This is a genomic window from Pseudomonas sp. LBUM1641 (assembly GCF_059716235.1).
In genome coordinates, this window is the sequence record NZ_CP166815.1 from 3989210 (window position 1) to 4009479 (window position 20270).

Sequence of the window (20270 nt, forward strand, 5' to 3'; positions counted from 1 at the left end):
CTACGCCAAATCGACAGGGTAGTACATTGCCGATCACACATAAGAACACAGCCCCTCAAGCTTCTAGTTTCAGTACTGAATTTTACGAAGTAGAAGGCCCAACCAATGATCACTAGAATCACACATACGCACAATATCGTTTGCGCATCATAGCTTTCAGGATCACCTCCTTTCACGAAACAGTCCTCATATCAACATGCCGGGCAGTCTCAACCAGCCTCGCGTCATCGCCCCACAAAGTCGTACAGCGCTGAATCACCCACACCTCGGGGTCTGGTTCAGTCAGCGAGTCAACCCTCATAGCGGTATCGGAGCTTTCATCGCCCGCACCACCAACTGTCGCCAGTTCGCTTATCAGTGATACATCTTCAATGCACCCCGCCGCCCCATCCTCTACAACATCTGCCCACAACTGCGTTCTGCCTGATTGAGGAAAGGAGCAGGCCATCAGCCCTATGATGACCACTGCGAGGATGATCACTTCAAGATGCCCGACTCGGAAATTTTTTAGGTCAACCATGCCAACTTCCTTATGAGAGTGTTGGCAGGACCATAGGACGCCAAAGGTGAACGCTGGGTTAACAACGGCAAAAAGCGACTTAAGACAGGCTATGCTGGTCAGCATATTTGGGAGGTCGATAACGTGCCAGTAGCGCGCCAGCTATCAAAGCCTGAGGGAGCACCTATGTATATCAGCGTTCTGGTGGTCGAAGACAATATCGATTTGGCGACGACCTTGATTGAGTACCTGGAAATCAATCGCATGGTTTGCGACCACGCCGGCGACGGACGCACGGGGCTGCACCTAGCAAGCACCCAGCACTACGACGTCATCCTTCTGGACATCATGCTACCCAGGCTAAATGGCCAACAGGTCTGCCGTTCACTGCGCGAGAGTGGCGTACAAATCCCAACACTTATGCTGACCTCTCTGGATGCCTTACAAGACAAGCTGGACGGTTTCGCCGCAGGCGCCGATGACTACCTGGTTAAACCCTTTGAGTTGCCAGAGTTGGTCGCAAGGATTCATGCGTTGAGCCAGCGGCGCAGCGGCCAGAACAGCGTCCTACAAGTCGCGGACTTGTACATGGATCTATCCAGTCGCAAGGTCTCGCGCAACGGTGAGCCTCTTCATGTCTCACCAACTGGCTGGCGATTGCTGGAGTGTCTTATGCGCGCGAGCCCGGAGCCGGTGAGCAGGCAGCGTCTGGAGGTGGCCATATGGGGGGACGACTCACCGGACAGCAATAGCTTGAAAGTCCATATGTTTCGGCTACGTCGCACTATTGATATAGGCTTCAGTAAATCGCTTATTCATACCCTGCCCGGTGTTGGTTTCAGGTTGGAGGCGTTGTGAGAAAAGGCTTGAGTCTTAAGTATGTAATCGGTGGCGGCGCATCGTTGGTGATTGGGACTTCCCTGGTGATTTACATCCAGATAGTACTGGCTTATTCCGGGTACGGATTGGACTACATCACCGGTCTGTTGATGGAAGAGGAGGCGCTATATTTTGCCGCTCGCTACCAAAAAAACCCAAATACACCGTTGCCCCACAGTGCAGCGTTCAGTGGCGTCATTGATAAAAACAGCTTGCCCGAGAATGTGCGCCAAGTCATGCATTCACCACCGTCACGAAGGATCGGTGCGATGCAAGTTTTCGATGGTGAGTTTCCAGAGTCAACGCGCCTTCAACTACAGCCGCTTTACGATGGGAAAACCTTGTTTCTCTATGAGAACCAGAGCGCCGAAGTCCCAGACTCCGAGAAGCGCTTGTCCGACGAGTACATCGAAAAAAAACTAGTGGACCTGCTGATCATAAGCCTCTTTGTTCCATCGATGGCCTTGTTGCTGATCATGGTTCTAGTCTGGCTGGTCGTTCGCCCATTGCGACGCTTAGCCCAATGGTCGATGACCCTGGCCAACCCGGCCGCCGATATCGTCCAACGCCCAAGTTTCAATTATCGGGAGCTCAACATCCTTGCCGAATCATTGCTGCATAGCGTCCAGCGAGTAAAGGCGGCGAGCCTTCGTGAAGAGCGTTTGCTGCGATATACCAGCCATGAGCTACGCACGCCCCTGACGGTGCTTAAAGCCAATCTACAATTGTTGGAATGTAGCGCCGAGGGCCAACTTTCGCCGCCCCTGATGCGCATGAAACGCTCGGTGCTGAACATGCAAGGCATCACGGAAACCTTGTTGTGGATGAGCCGTGAACAGCAGACCAACCTGACCACGTCACCTTTGAACATGCGCCGATTGCTTGAGGAACTGCTGGAGGAAAATCAATATTTGATCAACTCCCGCCCCATTACGGTGGTGATCAATACCCATGATGGGCTCTACCCTTTACCTGCGAACGCGACACGCATAGTCATAGGCAATCTGCTACGCAATGCGCTCCAATACACCGATGAGGGCCTTATCGAGATCACCTGCACTCCGTCGCAACTGTGCATAGAGAACCACACAGGGGATCAAATAATCAGGGCGGATTCGGCAGATTTCGGTTACGGCTTGGGCCTAGAACTCTTGCAGAACCTATGCGAACGACTCGGCTGGAAGATTCAGTACCGCAATGCAAATCAGAGTTTCACCGTGCTAGTCAAATTTCTTAGCGAAACCGCTACGCCATGTTCAAGCTTTCCCGATTAAAGGGAGAAGGGATTCGAGCGTGCCTCTATATCAGCGTTTGCGGCCCCAGAAAAGTCCATGACGGACGTTAACCCGGCATTAACCTCTTAGCGTTTATCGTGTGGCCCTCTGACTAATTAGCCCCTCGCAAGGCCATACCAATAACTTGAGTAGGAATCCATCATGATCCAGACGTATCGTGCGCTGCTCGCTACTTTCACCGCTTTTTTGCTGGTAGGGTGCGGCACCATCAATACTGTATTTCGCACTGATGACGTCGCCCGTCAGAATCTGCGAAAGTGGAATACTCATTGCGCATCCATTCCACGGGTTTACAGCGGGGTATTTTATAACCTCTGTATTTTGCACAGCTCGCCAACTACTACCCCCGGCCTCATCACCGCCAATGCTATTCCTCTGCCCCTTTTGGATTTTATCCCCTCCAGTATTTTAGACACACTACTGCTGCCTTACAGTGTGTATCAGCAAGGTATGCAAGGCAGCATCAGCATTAATTGAGCTTCAAGCTTCCTAAGCGCAGCGAGCAACTGAGCCGGATCAGGCCAGCCTGCTTGACGACCTGATCGACACTGACATCGCAGCCATCGAAGCCGAACTTGAAGCGCTGCAACCGGCCGCAGTCGAACCCAAATTGCGCCAGCAGCCCAAACGCGCGGCGCTGCCAGCGCAATTTCCTCGCACGCTGATCCATCACGAGCCTGACAACACTCACTGCCCAGGTGGCTGCGTACTAAAGCGCATCGGTGAGGACGTTAGCGAGAAGCTGGACTACATACAGCCCGGCGTATTTACCGTTGAGCACCATGTCCGTGGTAAGTGGATATGCGATGACTGCGAAACGCTTATCCAGGCGCCGGTTCCGGCGCAGGTCATTGATGAGGGCATCCCGACCGCCGGGCTGCTTGCCCACGTCATGATCGCCAAGTTTGCCGAACATCTTCCGCTTTACCGCCAAGAGTCGATTTTCGGTCAAGCTAGCTTGACGATTCAGCGCTCAACGCTGGCTCAATGGGTTGGCGTAACTGGCGTGCAGTTGCCGCCTCTGGTCGACGCGCTGCGCGACGAACTTGCGCCGCGCATGGGCCATGCAGCCGATTTCAGTCATTCCGAGGGGAAATGAGGCTTTGTAGCCTCCGAAGTCGTCGCATACCAGCTTGCCCTTACAGCCCTGCAAGAAGCGGCGAGCGTGTCCCCCGCACGACTTGGGGTGAAGTCGTAAACCACCGCCTTGATGTCGGCAAACGCGCCGCTGCCGTATGCCCAGACATAGGCACGATGGGTTTTCTTCGCGCCCGGAGTGAGCATCTGCACCGGAGTTTCGTCGGCGTGGATGACATCTTGCCCAAGCACCACCTCTCGCAGTGCGTCGATCAGAGGCTGCAACTGCACACCGCTCACGCCAACCCATTGGGCCAGGGTTGAACGTGGGATGGCCAAACCGGCTCGACCAAAAATCGATTCCTGACGGTAAAGGGGCAAATGGTCGGCATGCTTCGCGAGCATGACGTGGGCCAGCAACCCTGCTGTCGGTGACAATTGCAGGACCAGGCGGGACGTGGCAGAGATTACAGGATGGAAATCGCGATGCCTGGACCGACTCTTTGCCAAGGCAAACCCAGCACCAGGGCATGCAGTTGCTCGGCGGCCAACTCTATCTGCGAGCCGTGCCGAGAACCGGGCCAGAAAAACTTGCCCTGATGCAGGCGGGGGGCCGCCAGCCAGATGCCCAGCCCATCATGCACCAGCACTTTCATGCGATTGGCACGGCGGTTGGCAAACAGATAAGCACAGTGCGGCTGCGCCGCACCGAACACCGCGACCACCCGCGCGAGCGCGGTTTCGGTGCCGGCGCGCATGTCCATGGGCTCGGTGGCGAGCCAGATGGAGTCGATGCGGATCATCGTGTCAGACCGAGAACGAACCGGGCACATCCTGCCGGATCGGCAGCGGGCCATGTAAGGGTCAGAACCCCTTGTTCGTAAGGCATCTCGATACTGACCGATGACTAAGGCTTTGTCTGGTCCGCGGGGCAAGCTGTAAAGGCACAAAGACGGGCAAATTCACGACCGCATTATTGCGCTTGAGCGGCAGCCATCTACGGACGACATTGGCATTGACTCTTTGTCTCAAGGCGACACTGGAGACGGAGACGCCAAGTTACTCCACTTTAAAAATCGTGGACGCTATCGCCTTTATCCTTCTTGACGTACTGATCGGGTAGATGACTTCGCCGACTGCTTACGATCAAACTACTCCTCGATAAGCTTTTAGACTCATGGCGAGCCCCAGCATTTCAGCGTTCATACTCGCGACCGCCAGCTCCAAAACCTCATCACTAGAACAGCTTTCACACGCCGATTCCAACTGCTCGCACGCCACGATCAAGCTCTGAGCTTTAATAATCCGTGCTCCGCCCTTCACTTTATGGGCGAGGTCAGAAAGCGCTTGAATATCTTCCTCAAAGAAGATCGCCGGCAATCTGGCCAAATCATCCTCATTGCTCTTGGCTAGGTCGCCCAATAGCTCTTGAAATAGCCCAATATCTCCGCCGACCAATTGCTCCAAATGACCGAAGTCGATACTTCCATCTTGCACAAGCGCAGTATCCGGCACCTCAACCGCAGTGGTGCCTGAGGCCAAGGTTAAGCACTCGCTCAGAACTTTCAGGTTCGTGGGCTTAAAAAGACAATCGTCCATCCCAGCATTCAGGCAGTTAGCCTTTTCATCAGGCTGCGCATTGGCTGTGAAGCCTATGATCAGGCAACGACGCACATCACGCTCCTGCTCCTCAATACGTATCGCTCGAGCCAACGCATAACCATTCATAATAGGCATATTACAGTCAGTAATGACGACATCAACAGCTTGAGCCCTCCAGGCGCGCAATCCATGAGCACCATCTTCCGCTTCAATGACCTTGTGCCCCAAGTAACTCAGCTGTTTGGAGAGTAGAAGGCGATTGGGGGGGTAATCATCGACCACCAAAATGCTGAGCTCGCGCTGTTTAACTTCCTTGTTGACCGCCGAAGATACCGCCTCGGCAAACGGCTCGAGCATCGGCAGTTCAAACAGCATTTCGATTTCGGTGCCCTTGCCCAGCTCACTGCTCAGACACAATGTCCCTCCCATCATTTCACATAGTGTGCGGCTGATTACTAGTCCAAGACCAGAGCCTACACGTGCAGATTGATTGTTGTTACCGGCCTGGGTGAAGGGACTGAATAGTCGTTGCTGATCCTTAACGGAAATGCCGATACCGGTGTCTTCGACTCGCAAACGCACAGACAAATGCCCCTCAAGCGCTGAAGGCAAGACTTCGAGGGAAAGATGTATTTCTCCCTCGGCTGTGAACTTGATTGCGTTACTAAGCAGGTTAGAAACCACCTGTTTGAAGCGCAGTGGATCAATCAATACATCACCATAGGCACGTGCATCCAAATCAAGTACAAGGCGTAGATTTTTCTGTCGAGCCAGCCCCTCAAAAATCCGCACCAAGGATTGAACCAGCTCCCGTAAATTAGCCCGTTCCGGGGCCAATGAAAGTTTTCCTGATTCGATTCGAGCGATGTCCAGAATGTCGCCAATCAAGTCCTGTAAACCGAGCGCTGCGCCGGAAGCAACTTCGAGTGCGAAACGATCAAGCACTCCCTTGTCAGCTTTTTTGAGCGCGAGCTCAAGCATGCCAATCACGGCATTCATTGGCGTGCGAATCTCATGACTCATGGTGGCTAAAAACGTAGTTTTCGCCCTATTAGCGTCATCAGCCACATTCCTGGCATCCTCTACCAACCCAAGTAAGCGCTGCCGTTCGCTGATATCGATCCATCCCGCAATTATGCCGATCACCCCTCCACCAATATCGCGATAAGGCAGGACCCAATGATAAATGGTGATCGTCTTGCCGTTTGGCAATGTTAAAGTTCGGTCTTCGGTACGCGAAACTGCTTCGGCAATGACCTGGAGATACTCCGCATGGTAAGCCATGGCTTCGATGGGATCGGCAAAATCACTTTCGGTGATAAATTTGCCCACGACCTGCTCATGCCGGAGGCCAAACACCTCAAGATAAGCGTTGTTGCACACCAACATGCGCGCTTCGCGATCTCGTACATAAATCGGGTGCGGAGTGCCGTCGATTAGTACCCGCATGAATTCTAATTGATTGCTGAGGGCGTTTTCTGCTGCTTTCCTGCGCAGGATCAGGTTTCGCAGGTACGCAATCCATGCAAAAGCAATCAGTAAAAGCAAGCCCGCTATGCCAAACCCTTGAAGAATGACCGCACGATTTCGTAGCCAATAACTGTCTTCAACCACCACTTCGCTGTGCCAACGATTGGCCAGCTCCCCCATTTCTTCTGGCGAGATACTCAGTAGTGCTTTTTCCAATATTGAGTACAGCTCTAGTGACCCACGTCCAGTCGCAAACGAGACGCAAGCCGGCACGTCGCCAACCGTGCTGGACACCTGCAACCGCTCTCGATATTGACGTGAAATCATGTAGCGGGCGCTGAGCAATGTATTAACCGCCCCGTCAACTTTTCCACTGGCCACTAACGCCATGGCTTGTGCGGCGTTATCTACACTCACGATCTGAATCTGCGGAAACCGAACGCTGAGAAACTCGTACAATACATTGCCACTGATCAATGCTAGTTTTTTACCTGTCATCTCTTCAAGCGTGCTGGGGCTTCCTGCCGCAGCTCGGGTGACCAGTACATAGGGCACGGTCAAATAGGGGCGGGTAAAACGCATATCCTCTTCGCGTTCGGCGCTCGGAGTGATAGCAGCAACTACCTCGGCATTGCCTTCCCGCAATTGCGCAATAACATGGGTCAGTGAGTCACTTCGCACAATGTCGAACTGCAACCCCGTCCGCAAGCTGATTTTTTCCAGTACATCAGCACTGATACCCCGTAATTCGCCCCTCTCGTCAAAGAATGACATCGGCAAGAAATTTTCGACCACTGCAACTTTAACCCGAGGGTGCTCATCCAGCCAGCGCTGCTCACGTACGGTAAATTGCAATGGATGCTGGCCCGGCATGCGAATCTCCGTAGCCCCCCAGCGACGCAAGATGGCCAAACGTTCATTCAACGGAATGGCCGCGAGCGCCGCATTGACCACACGCTGCAACGGGCGATGCTCGCGAAGCATGGCGAACGCAAAGTGACTACCCTCCATACTGGAGAAACCAGCGAGCTGTACGTTGCTCAAATAATTACGGCTGATGAGATAGTTGGCACTGATGGCATCACTTAGATAAACATCAGCTTTGCCAAACGCAACGGCGCCGACTGCATTGAGCGTCGACGAGTGAAGTTGTAGATCGGCATCCGGGTAAAAATCGTGCACCTGTTGTGGTGGCAGGTAGTGATATAGCATTGCAATTTTCTTACCTGCCAGGTTTGGCGGCAGCGGTGTTCGATCACCATTGCGAGTTACCAACGTGGGCTGATCATCCGCGTATGCCGCCGACATCAGCAACTCAGGATCGCTCCCCTCAAAGCCGTTTGCAGTGCCCAGTAGGTCCACGTCCCTGTTTTTCAGCGCCTGAACTAGCTCAGCACGAGAGCCGAAACGAATGATCTCAATTTGAACGTGGAGCAGCTCGGAAACCAGCCTTACGTAGTCCGCAGTCATCCCTTCGTAATTACCATTGCTGGTGATGTCAAACGGTGGATAATCCGGTGCAGAGACGCCTAGCCGCAACGTACCCTTTTCCCTCAACCAGCGCCAATCCATATCATCAAGCGAAGCGCTGTAATGCTCGACTTTGGACCGACCTAGCAGTTGCAAGACGTCCGTTTGCGCGGCAATGGGTATCGCGAAGCAAGTCGCCCCAAACACAGCCAACAGTGCAAGGCAATTCCTAAGCACGCAATGCATTAGATAACGCCGTTACGCTTGGCGAACTCCGCCAAATGGATCAACGACGTGATATTGAGTTTTTCGATAAGACGAGCCTTATAGGTGCTGATAGTTTTGTTACTGAGCAACATCGCTTCACCGATCTGCTTGTTGGTTAGACCATTGGCGAGCTGTTGAAGAATTGACAATTCACGGTCAGACAAGCTTTGTATTAACGTCAATTCAGTTGACTGGGCGTCATCCTTGCGTACCGAGTTGAGAGAAAGGTCAGGGAAGAACGTATAACCCGATTTGATCGCATTGATAGCCTTAACTAGCTCACAAAGATCATTTGACTTTGAGACGTAACCAGAGGCACCGGACTTCATGCAACGCAACGAATAAAAAACCGCCGACAACGAGGTCAGTACCAAAATCTTGGCCGAGATTTGAAGTGAGGCGATTCGGTTCAACGCATCAAGTCCGTCGACACCCGGCATGGCAATGTCCAATAAAATGAGATCGGGCAAATGCTCTCTGGCGAGCTGAACAGCATCAGCCCCATTTCCCGCCTCAGCTACGACATCATATTTTTCTTGCTTGAGGATCATCCTGACAGCAGAGCGGATGAATGGATGATCATCCACAATCATTGCTTTAAGCATTTGAACCTCTGGAAACAAAGTGGGTAGCGCGTGACGTGGCTTATGAACAGCAGGCCGTCACACGGCACCTGCGGCCCCATTGGAAATCATAGGCCGATGCGACCTGAACCGCTGACTAATTTTTGTTAAGCCAACTTATCAGTTGATGGGATGTCATCGGATATGCGTGGTGGAAGCCTTGCCCAAGGTGACAACCCAAATCTATGAGCGTTTGGCACTCTTGAGCGTTGCTGACGCCCTCGATCAACAATTCCACACTCAATGAGCACGCGAGCGCTAAGGCACCGCTGATAATTGCCTGACTGCGAGGCTGATGGATGGTCTGAACAAACTCTTCATTGAGTTTTATCTGCGTAAAAGGCAGTTGACAAAGTGACTTTAGCGAAAAAAAACCAATGCCGAAATCATCGATGGACAAGCCACAGCCCATCAATCGTAAGCGAATCAGACTTTCTTGGATGCTGTGTTTGGCCTCCAACAGACCGCTTTCCGCCAACTCGAAGGTCAAATCTCCCCCTGGTAGACCATAGCGCTCGAGCGCACGATAAATATACTCGGCCAGGCCGTTCCCGTGCAATTGTGACGCGCTCAAGTTGAAAGCCAAGCCTAGCGAATGATTACTTCGATGTAACACGCTAAGCAAACTCAAGCCCTGTTCGAAAAGCTGCTTGAACATCTCATCGATCAAGTCGTAGGCCAGCACTGCGGCGAGAAAATCCTTGGGTAACAAGAGGCCCCTGACGGGGTGCTGCCATCGAGCCAATACTTCAGCACCTGCATCTTCCCCACTGCCGAGTAAAAATTTAGGTTGATAGTAGGCTCGGAACTCTCCCAGATCGAGGCCACGGCGAATGTCTTCTTCGCTGGGTAACACACAGGGTAACTCGCCAGTGGTCGATACGATCAGATCTGTTAGACTATAACGTTGTAGCACTTTTTCTAAGGCTTGGGTTTGGATTGGAGGACTGAGAACGCCTAACAATTTCAAGCCAGAGAAATTAACCACATGATCCAAGGCTCGACGCAAAGGCGGCTGCAACTTACAGAATAAAACAACCGCCTGAACCAAACCCAACTGACCGGCACATCTCAGAAACTCGAGCCATACAAGGCTATGGTCACCTAGGTCGCAAAGAACGATATCAACACCGCCCTCCTTGTTCAACAACGCCATTGCCTGCTCGGCTGAATCGGCCCGCAAAATATCGGACACTCCCAGCCCTCTCAGTGCAGCAACGACTGCATCATCTCGAGAAGGGTGATTTTCTAGAACAAGAACGCGAAGGGAAGTCATCAATTATCTGCCAATTACTCATAGGCGAAGGCAAGTAATGATACTAAAAAAAACCTCACCCACAAGACAGAACCTTCCCACAAAGCCGTAAGGAAATTCCCAAGAAGTACCCTTTTCCGCTGACTAAAAGCATGGGCGCCAGATCCAGCAAGGGCTGCACGCGCCCTTTTATCTGAAGCGATTGCCATGATGGATCGCCCACGGGAAGTTCGCCAAGCGCCGATTACGTGATATCAAGGCTTAGCCCCCTCATAGCCGGTGAAACCACACCTTTTTTGCCCAGGCGCGCGCCTGCTTTTTACACACACGCTTCCGTGAATAAGGGTTTTGTTCCGACAGGGGACAGAATCTGTAGTGGTCAACTAATCCCGGACACGACGTTAAGTTTTTTCTCTGCCTGAGCTGGGGCCAGTCCGTTGTTGAATTGGTGCGGTCTAATCCAGTTGTACCGATGCATCAGGTAATGACTGATGTCGCGGTGCGCTTCTTGAGCTGTCATGTAGCCCACGGTCGGTATCCATTCAGTTTTCAAGCTGCGAAACACACGCTCCATCGGCGCATTATCCCAACAATTTCCACGACGGCTCATGCTTTGGCGCATGCGGTAACGCCAGAGCCGTTGGCGAAACTGACGGCTGCCATATTGGGCGGCCCTGATCCGAGTGACACATTAGCCCTTGAGGCCTGCCACGCTGCTCGTAAGCCATGTCCAACGCCTTGATGACCAGATCCGCATCCGGCTTGTTTGACAGCGCCCAGCCCACAATCCGGCGTGCGTAGAGATCCAGAACGACTGCCAGGTAATGCCATTTCCCTTGAGCCCAGATGCAGGTGATGTCGCCACACCAGACCTGGTTGGGTGCCGGAACATCAAACTCTCGATTCAAGATATTCGGAATGTCAGGCCGCTCGACCGTCGCTTGTTTGTAGGCATGTGATCCAGGTTGTTTGCTGACTAGCGCCAGTTCCCGCATGAGGCCTCGCACCTTAAACCGCCCGATCTGCTCGCCGTCTTCTTGCATCATCGACACGATACTGCGGCTACCGGCAGCGCTTCGACTTTGCGTGAAAAGTTCGTTGACCCGACTGCGCAACCGAAGTCGCTCAACGTCGGGATTTCGGCGCCTGAGGCGGTGGGCGTAGTAACACGAACGAGTGACATCAAAGACTGCGCAAAGCCAATCGACCGGCTCTTGGGTACTTAACTGATCAATCAGCGTGTGCGCTCGTGCTCTTCCGACATCAAGAGCGCGGTAGCCTTTTTTAAAATGGATTTCTCCCGCTCAAGACGAGCAATACGCGCTTCCAGTTCTTGGATTTTCTGCTGCTCAGGCGTCAGCGCTTTGCTCTGCGGAGTAACGCCGCTGCGCTCCTGCTGGAGTTGGTTAACCCAGCGACGCAACGCGGACTCGACCACTCCAAGCGAGCGGCTGGCTTCGGTATGGCTATAGCCTTGATCGAGCACGAGGCCTGCGGCCTCGCGTTTGAATTCAGCGGAAAAGGAACGACGTTGTTTGGTCATCAGACACCTCTATCTGGCGAGCATTCTCGCCTAAATGGGTGTCCGGTTTCATTAGACCACTACATGCCTAACATCGCAAAGACGGCGATGAATACGATGTAGATGAGTAGCATTACACTGATCATCGCTAAACTGCGCCTCCATAGACCTAATACGAGCAGGTGAATAAGGCCAAAGAAAAACGAGGCAACGTTGAAGCAAACTAATTGCTTCTTTTTGAATGGCAGTTTTTTACTGCAGCTGTAAACGGTTTGCTGCTGGGTGCGCCATGAGCATCAAAAAAGGCAAAACGTTCTTGCCATTTCTTGCTGTACTTACTGGCACCTTCCGGTTGTTCAATCGCGCTCACGATATGAATCCCTATTCGTTTCTAAGCGGTTATTCAGAGCTTACTTATTCCGCGGATAACGCTTCGATGAAGTTACCGGTATGTGTTTCGGGGCAGTAATTCCGAAGGACACCGACTCACCATCAACCTTGATCAACTTGATCTGAATATCATCGTTAATACGCAGGCATTCGTTGGGTTTTCTTGCGATAACTAGCACGGACTTTTCCTTTTGGCCGCTGATTGATATTCGGTTCATTATTTGTCATAGATGAGGCCGAAAGATGTAGGATTTTTCTTTTTTTTCGTACGGAAAAGCCTTATTTAATAGGCGTCATTAGGTGTCGCGGATCTTTTCCTAGCTGCTCTCAAGGTCAGCAAGGCACGGAGCCTGCCCTATTGTCGAAGCGAGTACCCACGCAATGAAAGCCATAAGGCTCGGTTGATGTGAATGCAGTCGAGCTACATGTGCGCGGGAAATGGGTCTGCCGAAAATGTGAAACGCTGACTAAGTCTCTGGTTCCGGCCCAGGTCATCGACAAGGGCGTCCCGACCGCAGGACTGCTGGCCCACTTGGCGGCGGTCAAGTTCTCCGATCATTTACCGCGGTATCGGCAAGAGAAAATCTTTGGCCGCGCGAGCCTGGCTATCGCCCGCTCGGCACTGGCGCTATGGGTTGGCCAGGCCGGCGTGCAGCTCCACCCCTTGATCGACGCACCTCGCAAAACAGCGCTTGCTCAAAGCGTGATCAACGCAGACAAAACGCCGGCACAGATGCTCGCGCTAGACCAGAAGAAAACCCACGGAGCTTACGTCTGGACCTACTGCACTGAGCCATTTTCGGCGCTCAAGGCAGTCGCGTACGACTTCAGTCCGAGCCGCGCGGGGGAACATTCACGCAACTTTCTTGGACCATGAAATGGCGAGCTGGCTTGCGATGATTTTCGTGGTTAGAAAGCCGGATTCCCGAAAGGAGCCACTGAAATCGGCTTCATGGCCCACGCCCGCCGGAAATTCTTCGATCTCTACTCCACGAACAAAAGCCAACTGGCCGAACAGGCGCTGCACTGAATTGGGGGATTTGACGAAGCTGAACGGTAAGCACGAGAGATAAGCGACGAAGATCGCTGGCGAATAAGTCAGAACAAAAGCGACCCTAATTATCGACGCGCTACAAACGGGATGCTGGCTCTGCGTGATCTTGTGCCCGAAGTGTCGGCTATCGCCAAGCTCTGGTTTACAGCCTCAAGCGCTGGATGGCACTGACTCGATAACTCGAGGACGAAGCTGTGCACATAGATAATAACGCAGTCGAAAATCAGTTATGGCTGTGGCCCCTTGGACGTTCGAACTGGTTGTTCGCCGGGTCTCTACGCAGCGATAAGCGAGCTGCTGCGATCATGATCGTCAACCCGTATGCGTATCTCAACGATGTGCTGACGCGGCGGCCGAAGCAACGAGCGAGCAAGATCGCCCCACTGCCGCCACATTAGTGGGGTATCTGCGTGAATCGTGCAAAATGACTTCGGCAGACGCTTACGCTTCATCGATTATCTATTCCTCGGATTTCAAAGACCGACGTTTTTCGCCCTATCGGCCCTAAGTCGCTATTGGTAGGCGCCTGACGCAGGCGCTCAATTCCAGAACTAGGGGTACGTGCCTTGAACAAGGCTTCGTTTAGGTGGCTGCACTAGGAACCTCGCCGTTGCCCGGCTAACTTCTTCAGTTTTCCAGTGCCATCATCGACGTATGCAAATACGCGCAGAAACGCAGCTAGCTGGAGAGCGAGCTGTTTCTGTTGGTTGACTTTTTCCCGACGACACGGGAAGCGATTAACAAGCGCCCGCTTTCATACTCGACATAACTGCTGTAGGGCGCGAGAAAAACAGCCTGGTGGCCGTCGGGTTTGAGCACTACTCGCAGCGGTGTGCGCTTCGTTAGCCGATACCCTCCAAGGAAAGCTACGCCAGACGACTGTACAGTCAGTGAAGCACGCTCGCTGATATCTCTGCCCAGTTGATATACACACCACATCACGACAAGGCTAGCGAGGATGATGCCCGGCCATCCCCTCCCAGGTAACGAAGGCCCGGTCGATACACTGATACAAAAGACTGCCGTGATGCCCCAGGATGTCTGACGAAGCAGCGGGACAAAGAACAAACGACCAATACCGATCTTCGGTCGGATAATGAAAACCTCGTTGAAGCCAGGTGATGTCATCAGTAATCTCGCCATTTTAGTGCTCACCGGAAGTAGAGGTCAGGCAGCGAGGGCAACTTTCTGTTTTTTTGAGGGGCAACGCTATGTTGCGGGTAGACGTGGTTCGGCGAACGCAGAGTCAAATGCAGGCTCCAGGGGCTTTGGCTCGCACTCACTACCACAGCCCCCCCCCCATTTAAAACTGACAACCCGTCCATCAGACACTGCTTTCTGCACATCGTTATGGATAACTAAACCCCTTAACCAACGTCAACTCCCCCACCGCCCGCATCGGTACCAGAAAAGTCTCCATCTTCTCGTTCGACGTCCCTTCCTCCGTAATCACTGTGACCTGCGCAGTCGTCAGCGGCTGAACCGCGTCCTCTGCGCCGCCCTCATCAATGCGATATCCACCACCAAAGTAATTCACATAAACCAGGTATTGACCTTTGATGGGTGCCGGCATGGAGAAAATTTCCGGGCCATAACCCGTGGTGACGTCAACATCAAGTGCTGCACCATTGGGGGCCTCGCGGTCGCCGTACCAGATGTGCACGCCGTCTGGGGTGATAAGGTGCAAATCGAGATCAGTGTTGTCGCTGTCCCACGACAACAGCACCCGCAGTTTGGCCGGGGTGGCGCCACTGCCGCTATGGAGAAACTGTGTGCGATGCCGTAGCTGACCATTCGGGCTACGAACCTCAACGCTGTTACTGCCATTGGGAAATGAGTACGGGCGATCAAAGCCGCCGGAGGCATCGATTTTCAGCGGCATGCTGATGCCGTTGACGATCAAGCGGCCAGGCTCATCATTCTTGGGCGTTACTTTGATCTGGCCGCTGATACGTGCAGTATTGGCTTTGCCGACCGGTGTATTCACCGAAGAGGCCGGGTAATTGACGGTCTGGCGGTAGTTCTCACCCTCCCCCTCAACTGCACCGGTTCACCATCCTCCCAAGGAAGGCGCGGAGAGTAGTGATCACTGGATGTGTTGATGACAATTGTATTCAGCCCCACCTAAAAATTTTCCTTCGCGCAACACACTGTGTGATGGCAATGGCGAGAACGCACTCGGCAGCTCGCTGAGCGCCTTCCAAGCCAATACCTGGGTATCTAGCTCAGCGACAACGGAGCCCCTCTGGTTGTTCTGAGTGATGAGCCCGATCACGCGCCCACTGACATTCTCCACCAGCTCATCGACAAATAGCCCGTCTTCTCGCGTCACTGATGTGACGCTCCAAATCCCGTTTTCGCGCTGCAATTCAGCGCGGGTGGTGACCCTGAACGCCACTTCGGAATAATCACTCTCCGGCTTACTGGCTCTGAAGCGCTGGGAGACCCAGATAATGGCGCGGTGCGCGTCCAACTGAGTGACATGGGTTGTGACTTCACCAATAGAGTCCGACCTTTCGGTCCACTCAACAATTTCTGGCCGTTTGGCCTGAGCGTATTCGGCGCTGAGCAAAAATGAATGCTCAGCGGGTATCCGCGTGGTACTGACACCCCCATTGGCAGAGTAAAAACCCCGGTTGAAATCAAACCTTCGACGCCCTCTCCTGCATTACGACGCTCAGCCCCCCCCCCCCAGGCCCAGACATCATCGCGCCCGTGGAAGTAAAGGTTAAGGTTCCAAGCCAATGAATTGGCATCCGGGAAAAAGCCTTCACGCAGCCACGCCCAGCTTTCACCCTGATCACGAGAACGGTAAACCACGGTCTGCCTAATAGCGATTTTATCGGCACTCGCCTCCTGAGGCCGGTCGACACCAGTCAGCAGGTATACGCTCTCCCCGTCAGGACTGGCGACCAGACAAGCCACCTCACCGACGTGAGCTACCACCTGAAAGCGCCCCTCTGCATCAAGGCGCGAAACGACCGACACCTCGTTGCGGCCACCGGCAGAGGCGCCAAACAACCAACCGGAGACTTCCTCCTGAGGTACGTTGTCAGGGCGATCAGCCTGGAGAATGCCATCCAGATCGACCGCCTCAGCTGGCAAGTTGAGATCCTGTACCTGAGCCTCTAGACGAGCCACTAGCCACGTCCCCCGAGGGGTGACAACTACCCCCGTGCAGAACTGCTCCATGGCCCGTTGTTTGATGTTCTGAACGGTGCCCAGTGTTTGCTGATCAGGGTGACTGCCACTCAACTCGTACTTAGCACTTACAAGTAACCAAATATACGAAAATCCTAAGATAACGATAAATACCGCGAGTAGTTTAACAAGCAATTTTGAACGAAAAATCGACAAACACTTCAATGATCACCCCTACAACTGGTGGACACCCGCCCAATCACTATAATAGGTAGAACTATCCGAATCGGCATATCAGATCGTACACGGTGCTACCCTGCTCTTCGATACCAAGTTCATGTAAGACAGAAGTACAACACCATACCAAAAAGATAAAGTGTTGCACTTAGCCACTACGGCGATCTATGACAACAATTGCCACGCAGTATAATGGTTGTTGAATACATAGAGACTACATCGAGTAACGGTACCCTAGATTGATTGTCCAAGGTTCCATAACACCATTGCCTTTGCTGTACTCAGCATCTAGAGAAATACGGCTATCACCCGCCTTCAAAGCAGCACCAAAGCCCAATACGCCACGATCGCCAACCAGTTCAGACTTGAGCTTAATATCATTTACAGCCACCTGACTGGCACCGGCATGCTCGGTGATCCAAGAGAGCTTGGCATAGGGCTGCACAGTAACCCCCCGATCCAACTGAAAGCCCTTACCAACCATCGCCCCAACCCGACTTTGCAACGTATTAATTGCATCGTAGCGAACTTTAAGGCCGTTACTGTCAGTATACCCACCGCCTTCAATTCGCGCGGTAGAAATTTGAACTTGCGGCTCAACGAACCAATTATCATCTAGCGTAAAGCGCTTGCCTCCTTCAACACTTACACCGTACGCGTTATTTTCAAATGACCCCTTAACACTGCGACCAAGATTCGTTGGCGTTTTTACCTCAGTATCAGATCGACCCATTTTCGCCACCATGTCAATGTAGATACCGTCATCCTGCAGGTATGTGGCGTACCCCCCCACCGTTTTGCTCTCGATGGACCCTTTGGCACCCTCTCCAAAATTTTGCTTGGACGTTGACGCCCCAAACAGCGCACCTACCCGCAACGTGCCAGCAGCACGATCAATAGTCTTATCTGCCCCCACCTGCAAACCATCAATGCTCTGATCAAAAGCGCGACTATTGCCATTGTCAAATTTAAAGCTGTTATTCATTGTTCTGACCCACACCCCGCCGGCATCCTTTCCAAGCCGAAGTTCGCCCAGACGCTGGATCAACGTATCATTTTCAGCAGCCCACAACCCTGCACGGGCCGTTTGAGTCGCTACAGCAGCATTCGTACCCTTACTCAGCTCCTCAGGTTTTGGCTTAACGGGCTCATCGTTTCCAAGCACCCAGTCCTGATCTTCTTTTGCCAACGTGTAACGGTAAGCCCCTGCGTCGACATGGCCGCCAGCCAACGTAAAGGTACCATCGCCGCCATTGCCATTTACAAGGGTCAGATGCCCGCCCGGAGCCAAAGGCTCTTTACCCGAGTCTTCGACTACCAAGATATGGTCACCGAGCGTTTGACCTTCAACTCGAATCAAGTCTCCCTGAAGGGTAGATAAATCGGTATTCATCCAGAACTGCCCGCTACCCTCTAAAGAGCCTAAAGTTAACGTTGAATATCCTCCCGCCACCCGATCGAAGACGACCTCACCTCCTGTCGTTTTAAAAGAGTCAAAATGGTACTCCCCTCGACCCAAACTATCTTCAGCCCTGTCTAAGAAAATCTTACCCTCAAGATTTACATTGGCTTCGTTAGAAACAACTTTATCTGATACAATCAAACTACCAGTTTTACTGACAAACATATTTCCCTGGAGTGTCGCTGCAGCCGTCACGCCATCTGCGCTACCACCCAATGACATTTGACCATCAACCACAGTACTCCCGGTAAGTACACCACCCAAAATATAGGCGCGACTATCGACCCCAATATTTAAATTATTGGAACTTGGCAAGCCGCCCCCCCCGACTTTCTCACCGGCTTCCCCGCCCATATGATAAACACCGCCATTATTGACAATGGTATTGTTATCGTACCCACCCAAATTCCAGAACTCCCCGCCATTTACCAGTGTATTTAACGCAGTACCTTCTTTCAGGTACAAGCGGCCACCGTTCAGAGCGCTATCTGCGATCGTTGCTGTCGAGGATGAAAGTTCCACCACCCCTGTGGCACCAACACTCCACCCTTCAGCCAAACTATTATTGTAAAGGTAAGCACTACCATCCATAATCGCGCCGGTCGAGTGTGAAACCCCTTCAATCACATCAACGTCGTCCAAATACCCTGCAGTGTAAATCGCACCCTCCTTGATGACCGTACCATCATCAAGCCCGCCTTGGTTTCTCATGGTCCCATAAACGACACTTTGAATAGCAGTACCCCAAGCAGGTTCAGGGTGTTCCGGGGAACCACCGATATGCGAATAATTGACAAGCAATTCCCCGCCCGAGGAAATAAGGCTATTATAACTGGTACCACCGTTATCAACGCTTTGCACTCCTCCTTCATTAACAACCGCATTAAAAGATAAGGCAGTGTGGACCCCGAAGAATAGCCCCCCCCCTCCCAACCCAGTCTGCAGCAACCCGCCCGCATTAACTACAGTGTCACGATCTATCCCAGTCCTATTGAGGAGAGTCCCACCATTCAACACCGTACGGTTCATTTCCGCGTCGTCAGTAGCGCCCCATAGCTTATCGCCATTAAGAACGGCCAATCCTCCACTTTGTATAACAGCATCATTCACAACACTATCAGCTACAGATAATCCTCCACCTGACATCACAGTTGGGGCGTTTGAAATCGAACCAGAGTCAAGCCATTGTTGCCCTTGCACAAGTGCTCCGTTAGAAACAGCACCATGCAACCACTGAATTCCCGACAAAATATGTGTATTATTTACCGTCCCATACACGTTCTGCGCAACTGAGTTGCTGTCCGGGGCATCTATCACCTCATCATTAACCACTTCTCCAACATTTACCACTGGAGTATATGCGACTGCCACGCTGGTTTCTGCAACACTTCCTAACATAATCAACCAAGCAAGCCTATTTACCTTAAACACAACCTAATACCTCTATCCGTTTAGTCCAGACAAGAGCGTATTCAAATCCAAGGCAATACACCATAAGACCAATCTGCAACGTGCGTAGGAAACATATCGCTTTTATGTAGGGGCTTTCCCACGTCGCCCAGACTGAAATATATAGAGAATCTCGAGTATCAACTGGGTCGCAAATACAATTACCGATAATCGTTATGATTTTTATAAAACTCGTCCATCGCCTGTTTTGCTACACAGCGAGTCAACATGCAAACCAACGTTACTGACGCTTCCAGCAATACATCTCGGCATTGCGACCGAAGCATTCATCGTCACCAGAAGAGGCAATTATCGACGCGCACTAAAAGTAGCGGCCTCTGCGCTTGGCCGATCGAGGGCTCAGGCGACCACTGACTTAGCCCTGTGTCAAGGTTGGACAGCGCCTCGATACGAAGCACGCAAATCCCGCTGGATTCTAATGCCGATGGTATGCCCTTGCCTCGCAGCCAGTGTGCTGGCTCGCGGCACAGTCATGTTACGCATCAAGTAGTATTTAGAATCGATGCCTACTCGGGAAACGAACAACACCGCTCAATCACTTCAACGCAGTCTGGGAA

Annotated in this window: 13 protein-coding genes and 5 pseudogenes; 5 read left to right on the top strand and 13 right to left on the bottom strand. The window is 52.5% G+C overall.

Going from position 1 to position 20270, the window contains the following annotated elements; translation table 11 throughout:
- Positions 1 to 172: 172 nt before the first annotated feature.
- Positions 173 to 520 (bottom strand): hypothetical protein, encoded by a 348-nt coding sequence (locus tag ACA046_RS18320; RefSeq protein WP_497674622.1) that lies wholly within the window; start codon positions 518 to 520, stop codon positions 173 to 175.
- Positions 521 to 685: 165 nt separating this feature from the next.
- On the opposite strand from ACA046_RS18320, the gene ACA046_RS18325 reads away from it, so the two are divergent.
- The 4 genes and pseudogenes from ACA046_RS18325 to ACA046_RS18340 form a co-directional block, all read left to right on the top strand.
- Complete coding sequence (locus ACA046_RS18325; protein ID WP_497674623.1) at positions 686 to 1357, top strand: response regulator transcription factor; 672 nt, start codon at positions 686 to 688, stop codon at positions 1355 to 1357.
- Positions 1354 to 2652 carry a sensor histidine kinase gene (locus tag ACA046_RS18330; protein WP_497674624.1) on the top strand — a complete coding sequence of 433 codons (1299 nt, stop codon included), beginning with the start codon at positions 1354 to 1356 and terminating at the stop codon, positions 2650 to 2652. Before ACA046_RS18325 ends, ACA046_RS18330 begins: the two co-directional genes overlap by 4 nt.
- Before the next feature lie 162 nt (positions 2653 to 2814).
- Positions 2815 to 3150: a YceK/YidQ family lipoprotein gene (locus ACA046_RS18335; protein WP_497674625.1), complete on the top strand. Its 336-nt coding sequence runs from the start codon at positions 2815 to 2817 to the stop codon at positions 3148 to 3150.
- 5 nt (positions 3151 to 3155) lie between these two features.
- Positions 3156 to 3715, top strand: a pseudogene (locus tag ACA046_RS18340) (IS66 family transposase); the annotation flags it as partial.
- On the opposite strand, the pseudogene ACA046_RS18345 reads toward ACA046_RS18340, so the two are convergent.
- The 9 genes and pseudogenes from ACA046_RS18345 to ACA046_RS18385 form a co-directional block, all read right to left on the bottom strand.
- Positions 3716 to 4182, bottom strand: a pseudogene (locus ACA046_RS18345) (IS66 family transposase); the annotation flags it as partial.
- Positions 4183 to 4217: 35 nt separating this feature from the next.
- The gene (gene tnpB, locus ACA046_RS18350) at positions 4218 to 4553 is read right to left on the bottom strand and encodes an IS66 family insertion sequence element accessory protein TnpB (RefSeq protein ID WP_497674626.1); all 336 of its coding nucleotides are present in this window, start codon (positions 4551 to 4553) and stop codon (positions 4218 to 4220) included.
- A gap of 343 nt (positions 4554 to 4896) precedes the next feature.
- Positions 4897 to 8538: a transporter substrate-binding domain-containing protein gene (locus ACA046_RS18355; RefSeq protein ID WP_497674627.1), complete on the bottom strand. Its 3642-nt coding sequence runs from the start codon at positions 8536 to 8538 to the stop codon at positions 4897 to 4899.
- Positions 8538 to 9164, bottom strand: coding sequence for a response regulator (locus ACA046_RS18360; RefSeq protein ID WP_497674628.1), 627 nt, complete (start codon positions 9162 to 9164; stop codon positions 8538 to 8540). Before ACA046_RS18360 ends, ACA046_RS18355 begins: the two co-directional genes overlap by 1 nt.
- A gap of 115 nt (positions 9165 to 9279) precedes the next feature.
- The gene (locus ACA046_RS18365) at positions 9280 to 10458 is read right to left on the bottom strand and encodes an EAL domain-containing response regulator (protein ID WP_497674629.1); all 1179 of its coding nucleotides are present in this window, start codon (positions 10456 to 10458) and stop codon (positions 9280 to 9282) included.
- 358 nt (positions 10459 to 10816) lie between these two features.
- Positions 10817 to 11980: pseudogene (locus ACA046_RS18370) on the bottom strand (IS3 family transposase).
- A 59-nt stretch (positions 11981 to 12039) separates the two neighbouring features.
- Entirely contained in the window at positions 12040 to 12207 is a 168-nt protein-coding gene (locus tag ACA046_RS18375; protein ID WP_497677108.1) for a DUF2628 domain-containing protein, read from the bottom strand.
- Positions 12183 to 12329, bottom strand: a complete 147-nt coding sequence (locus ACA046_RS18380) for a hypothetical protein (RefSeq protein ID WP_497674630.1) — start codon at positions 12327 to 12329, stop codon at positions 12183 to 12185. Before ACA046_RS18380 ends, ACA046_RS18375 begins: the two co-directional genes overlap by 25 nt.
- A 40-nt stretch (positions 12330 to 12369) precedes the next feature.
- Positions 12370 to 12567: a carbon storage regulator gene (locus tag ACA046_RS18385; RefSeq protein WP_497674631.1), complete on the bottom strand. Its 198-nt coding sequence runs from the start codon at positions 12565 to 12567 to the stop codon at positions 12370 to 12372.
- 188 nt (positions 12568 to 12755) lie between these two features.
- On the opposite strand from ACA046_RS18385, the pseudogene tnpC reads away from it, so the two are divergent.
- A pseudogene (tnpC, locus tag ACA046_RS18390) lies at positions 12756 to 13801 on the top strand (IS66 family transposase); the annotation flags it as partial.
- Positions 13802 to 14751: 950 nt separating this feature from the next.
- On the opposite strand, the pseudogene ACA046_RS18395 reads toward tnpC, so the two are convergent.
- The 3 genes and pseudogenes from ACA046_RS18395 to ACA046_RS18405 all read right to left on the bottom strand — a co-directional run.
- Positions 14752 to 15468, bottom strand: a pseudogene (locus ACA046_RS18395) (YfaP family protein); the annotation flags it as partial.
- A gap of 21 nt (positions 15469 to 15489) precedes the next feature.
- A complete protein-coding gene (locus ACA046_RS18400) occupies positions 15490 to 15975 on the bottom strand; it encodes a hypothetical protein (protein WP_497674632.1) in 486 nt (161 codons plus the stop codon).
- A 1020-nt stretch (positions 15976 to 16995) separates the two neighbouring features.
- Positions 16996 to 19674, bottom strand: a complete 2679-nt coding sequence (locus tag ACA046_RS18405) for an autotransporter outer membrane beta-barrel domain-containing protein (protein ID WP_497674633.1) — start codon at positions 19672 to 19674, stop codon at positions 16996 to 16998.
- Positions 19675 to 20270: the final 596 nt, after the last annotated feature.

Bases quoted from the DNA above. Each gene is read 5' to 3' on its own strand.
- ACA046_RS18320 (WP_497674622.1), bottom strand. From the start codon at position 520: ATGGTTGACCTAAAAAATTTCCGAGTCGGGCATCTTGAAGTGATCATC.
- ACA046_RS18325 (WP_497674623.1), top strand. From the start codon at position 686: ATGTATATCAGCGTTCTGGTGGTCGAAGACAATATCGATTTGGCGACG.
- ACA046_RS18335 (WP_497674625.1), top strand. From the start codon at position 2,815: ATGATCCAGACGTATCGTGCGCTGCTCGCTACTTTCACCGCTTTTTTG.
- tnpB (WP_497674626.1), bottom strand. From the start codon at position 4,553: ATGATCCGCATCGACTCCATCTGGCTCGCCACCGAGCCCATGGACATG.
- ACA046_RS18355 (WP_497674627.1), bottom strand. From the start codon at position 8,538: ATGCATTGCGTGCTTAGGAATTGCCTTGCACTGTTGGCTGTGTTTGGG.
- ACA046_RS18360 (WP_497674628.1), bottom strand. From the start codon at position 9,164: ATGCTTAAAGCAATGATTGTGGATGATCATCCATTCATCCGCTCTGCT.
- ACA046_RS18365 (WP_497674629.1), bottom strand. From the start codon at position 10,458: ATGACTTCCCTTCGCGTTCTTGTTCTAGAAAATCACCCTTCTCGAGAT.
- ACA046_RS18385 (WP_497674631.1), bottom strand. From the start codon at position 12,567: ATGAACCGAATATCAATCAGCGGCCAAAAGGAAAAGTCCGTGCTAGTT.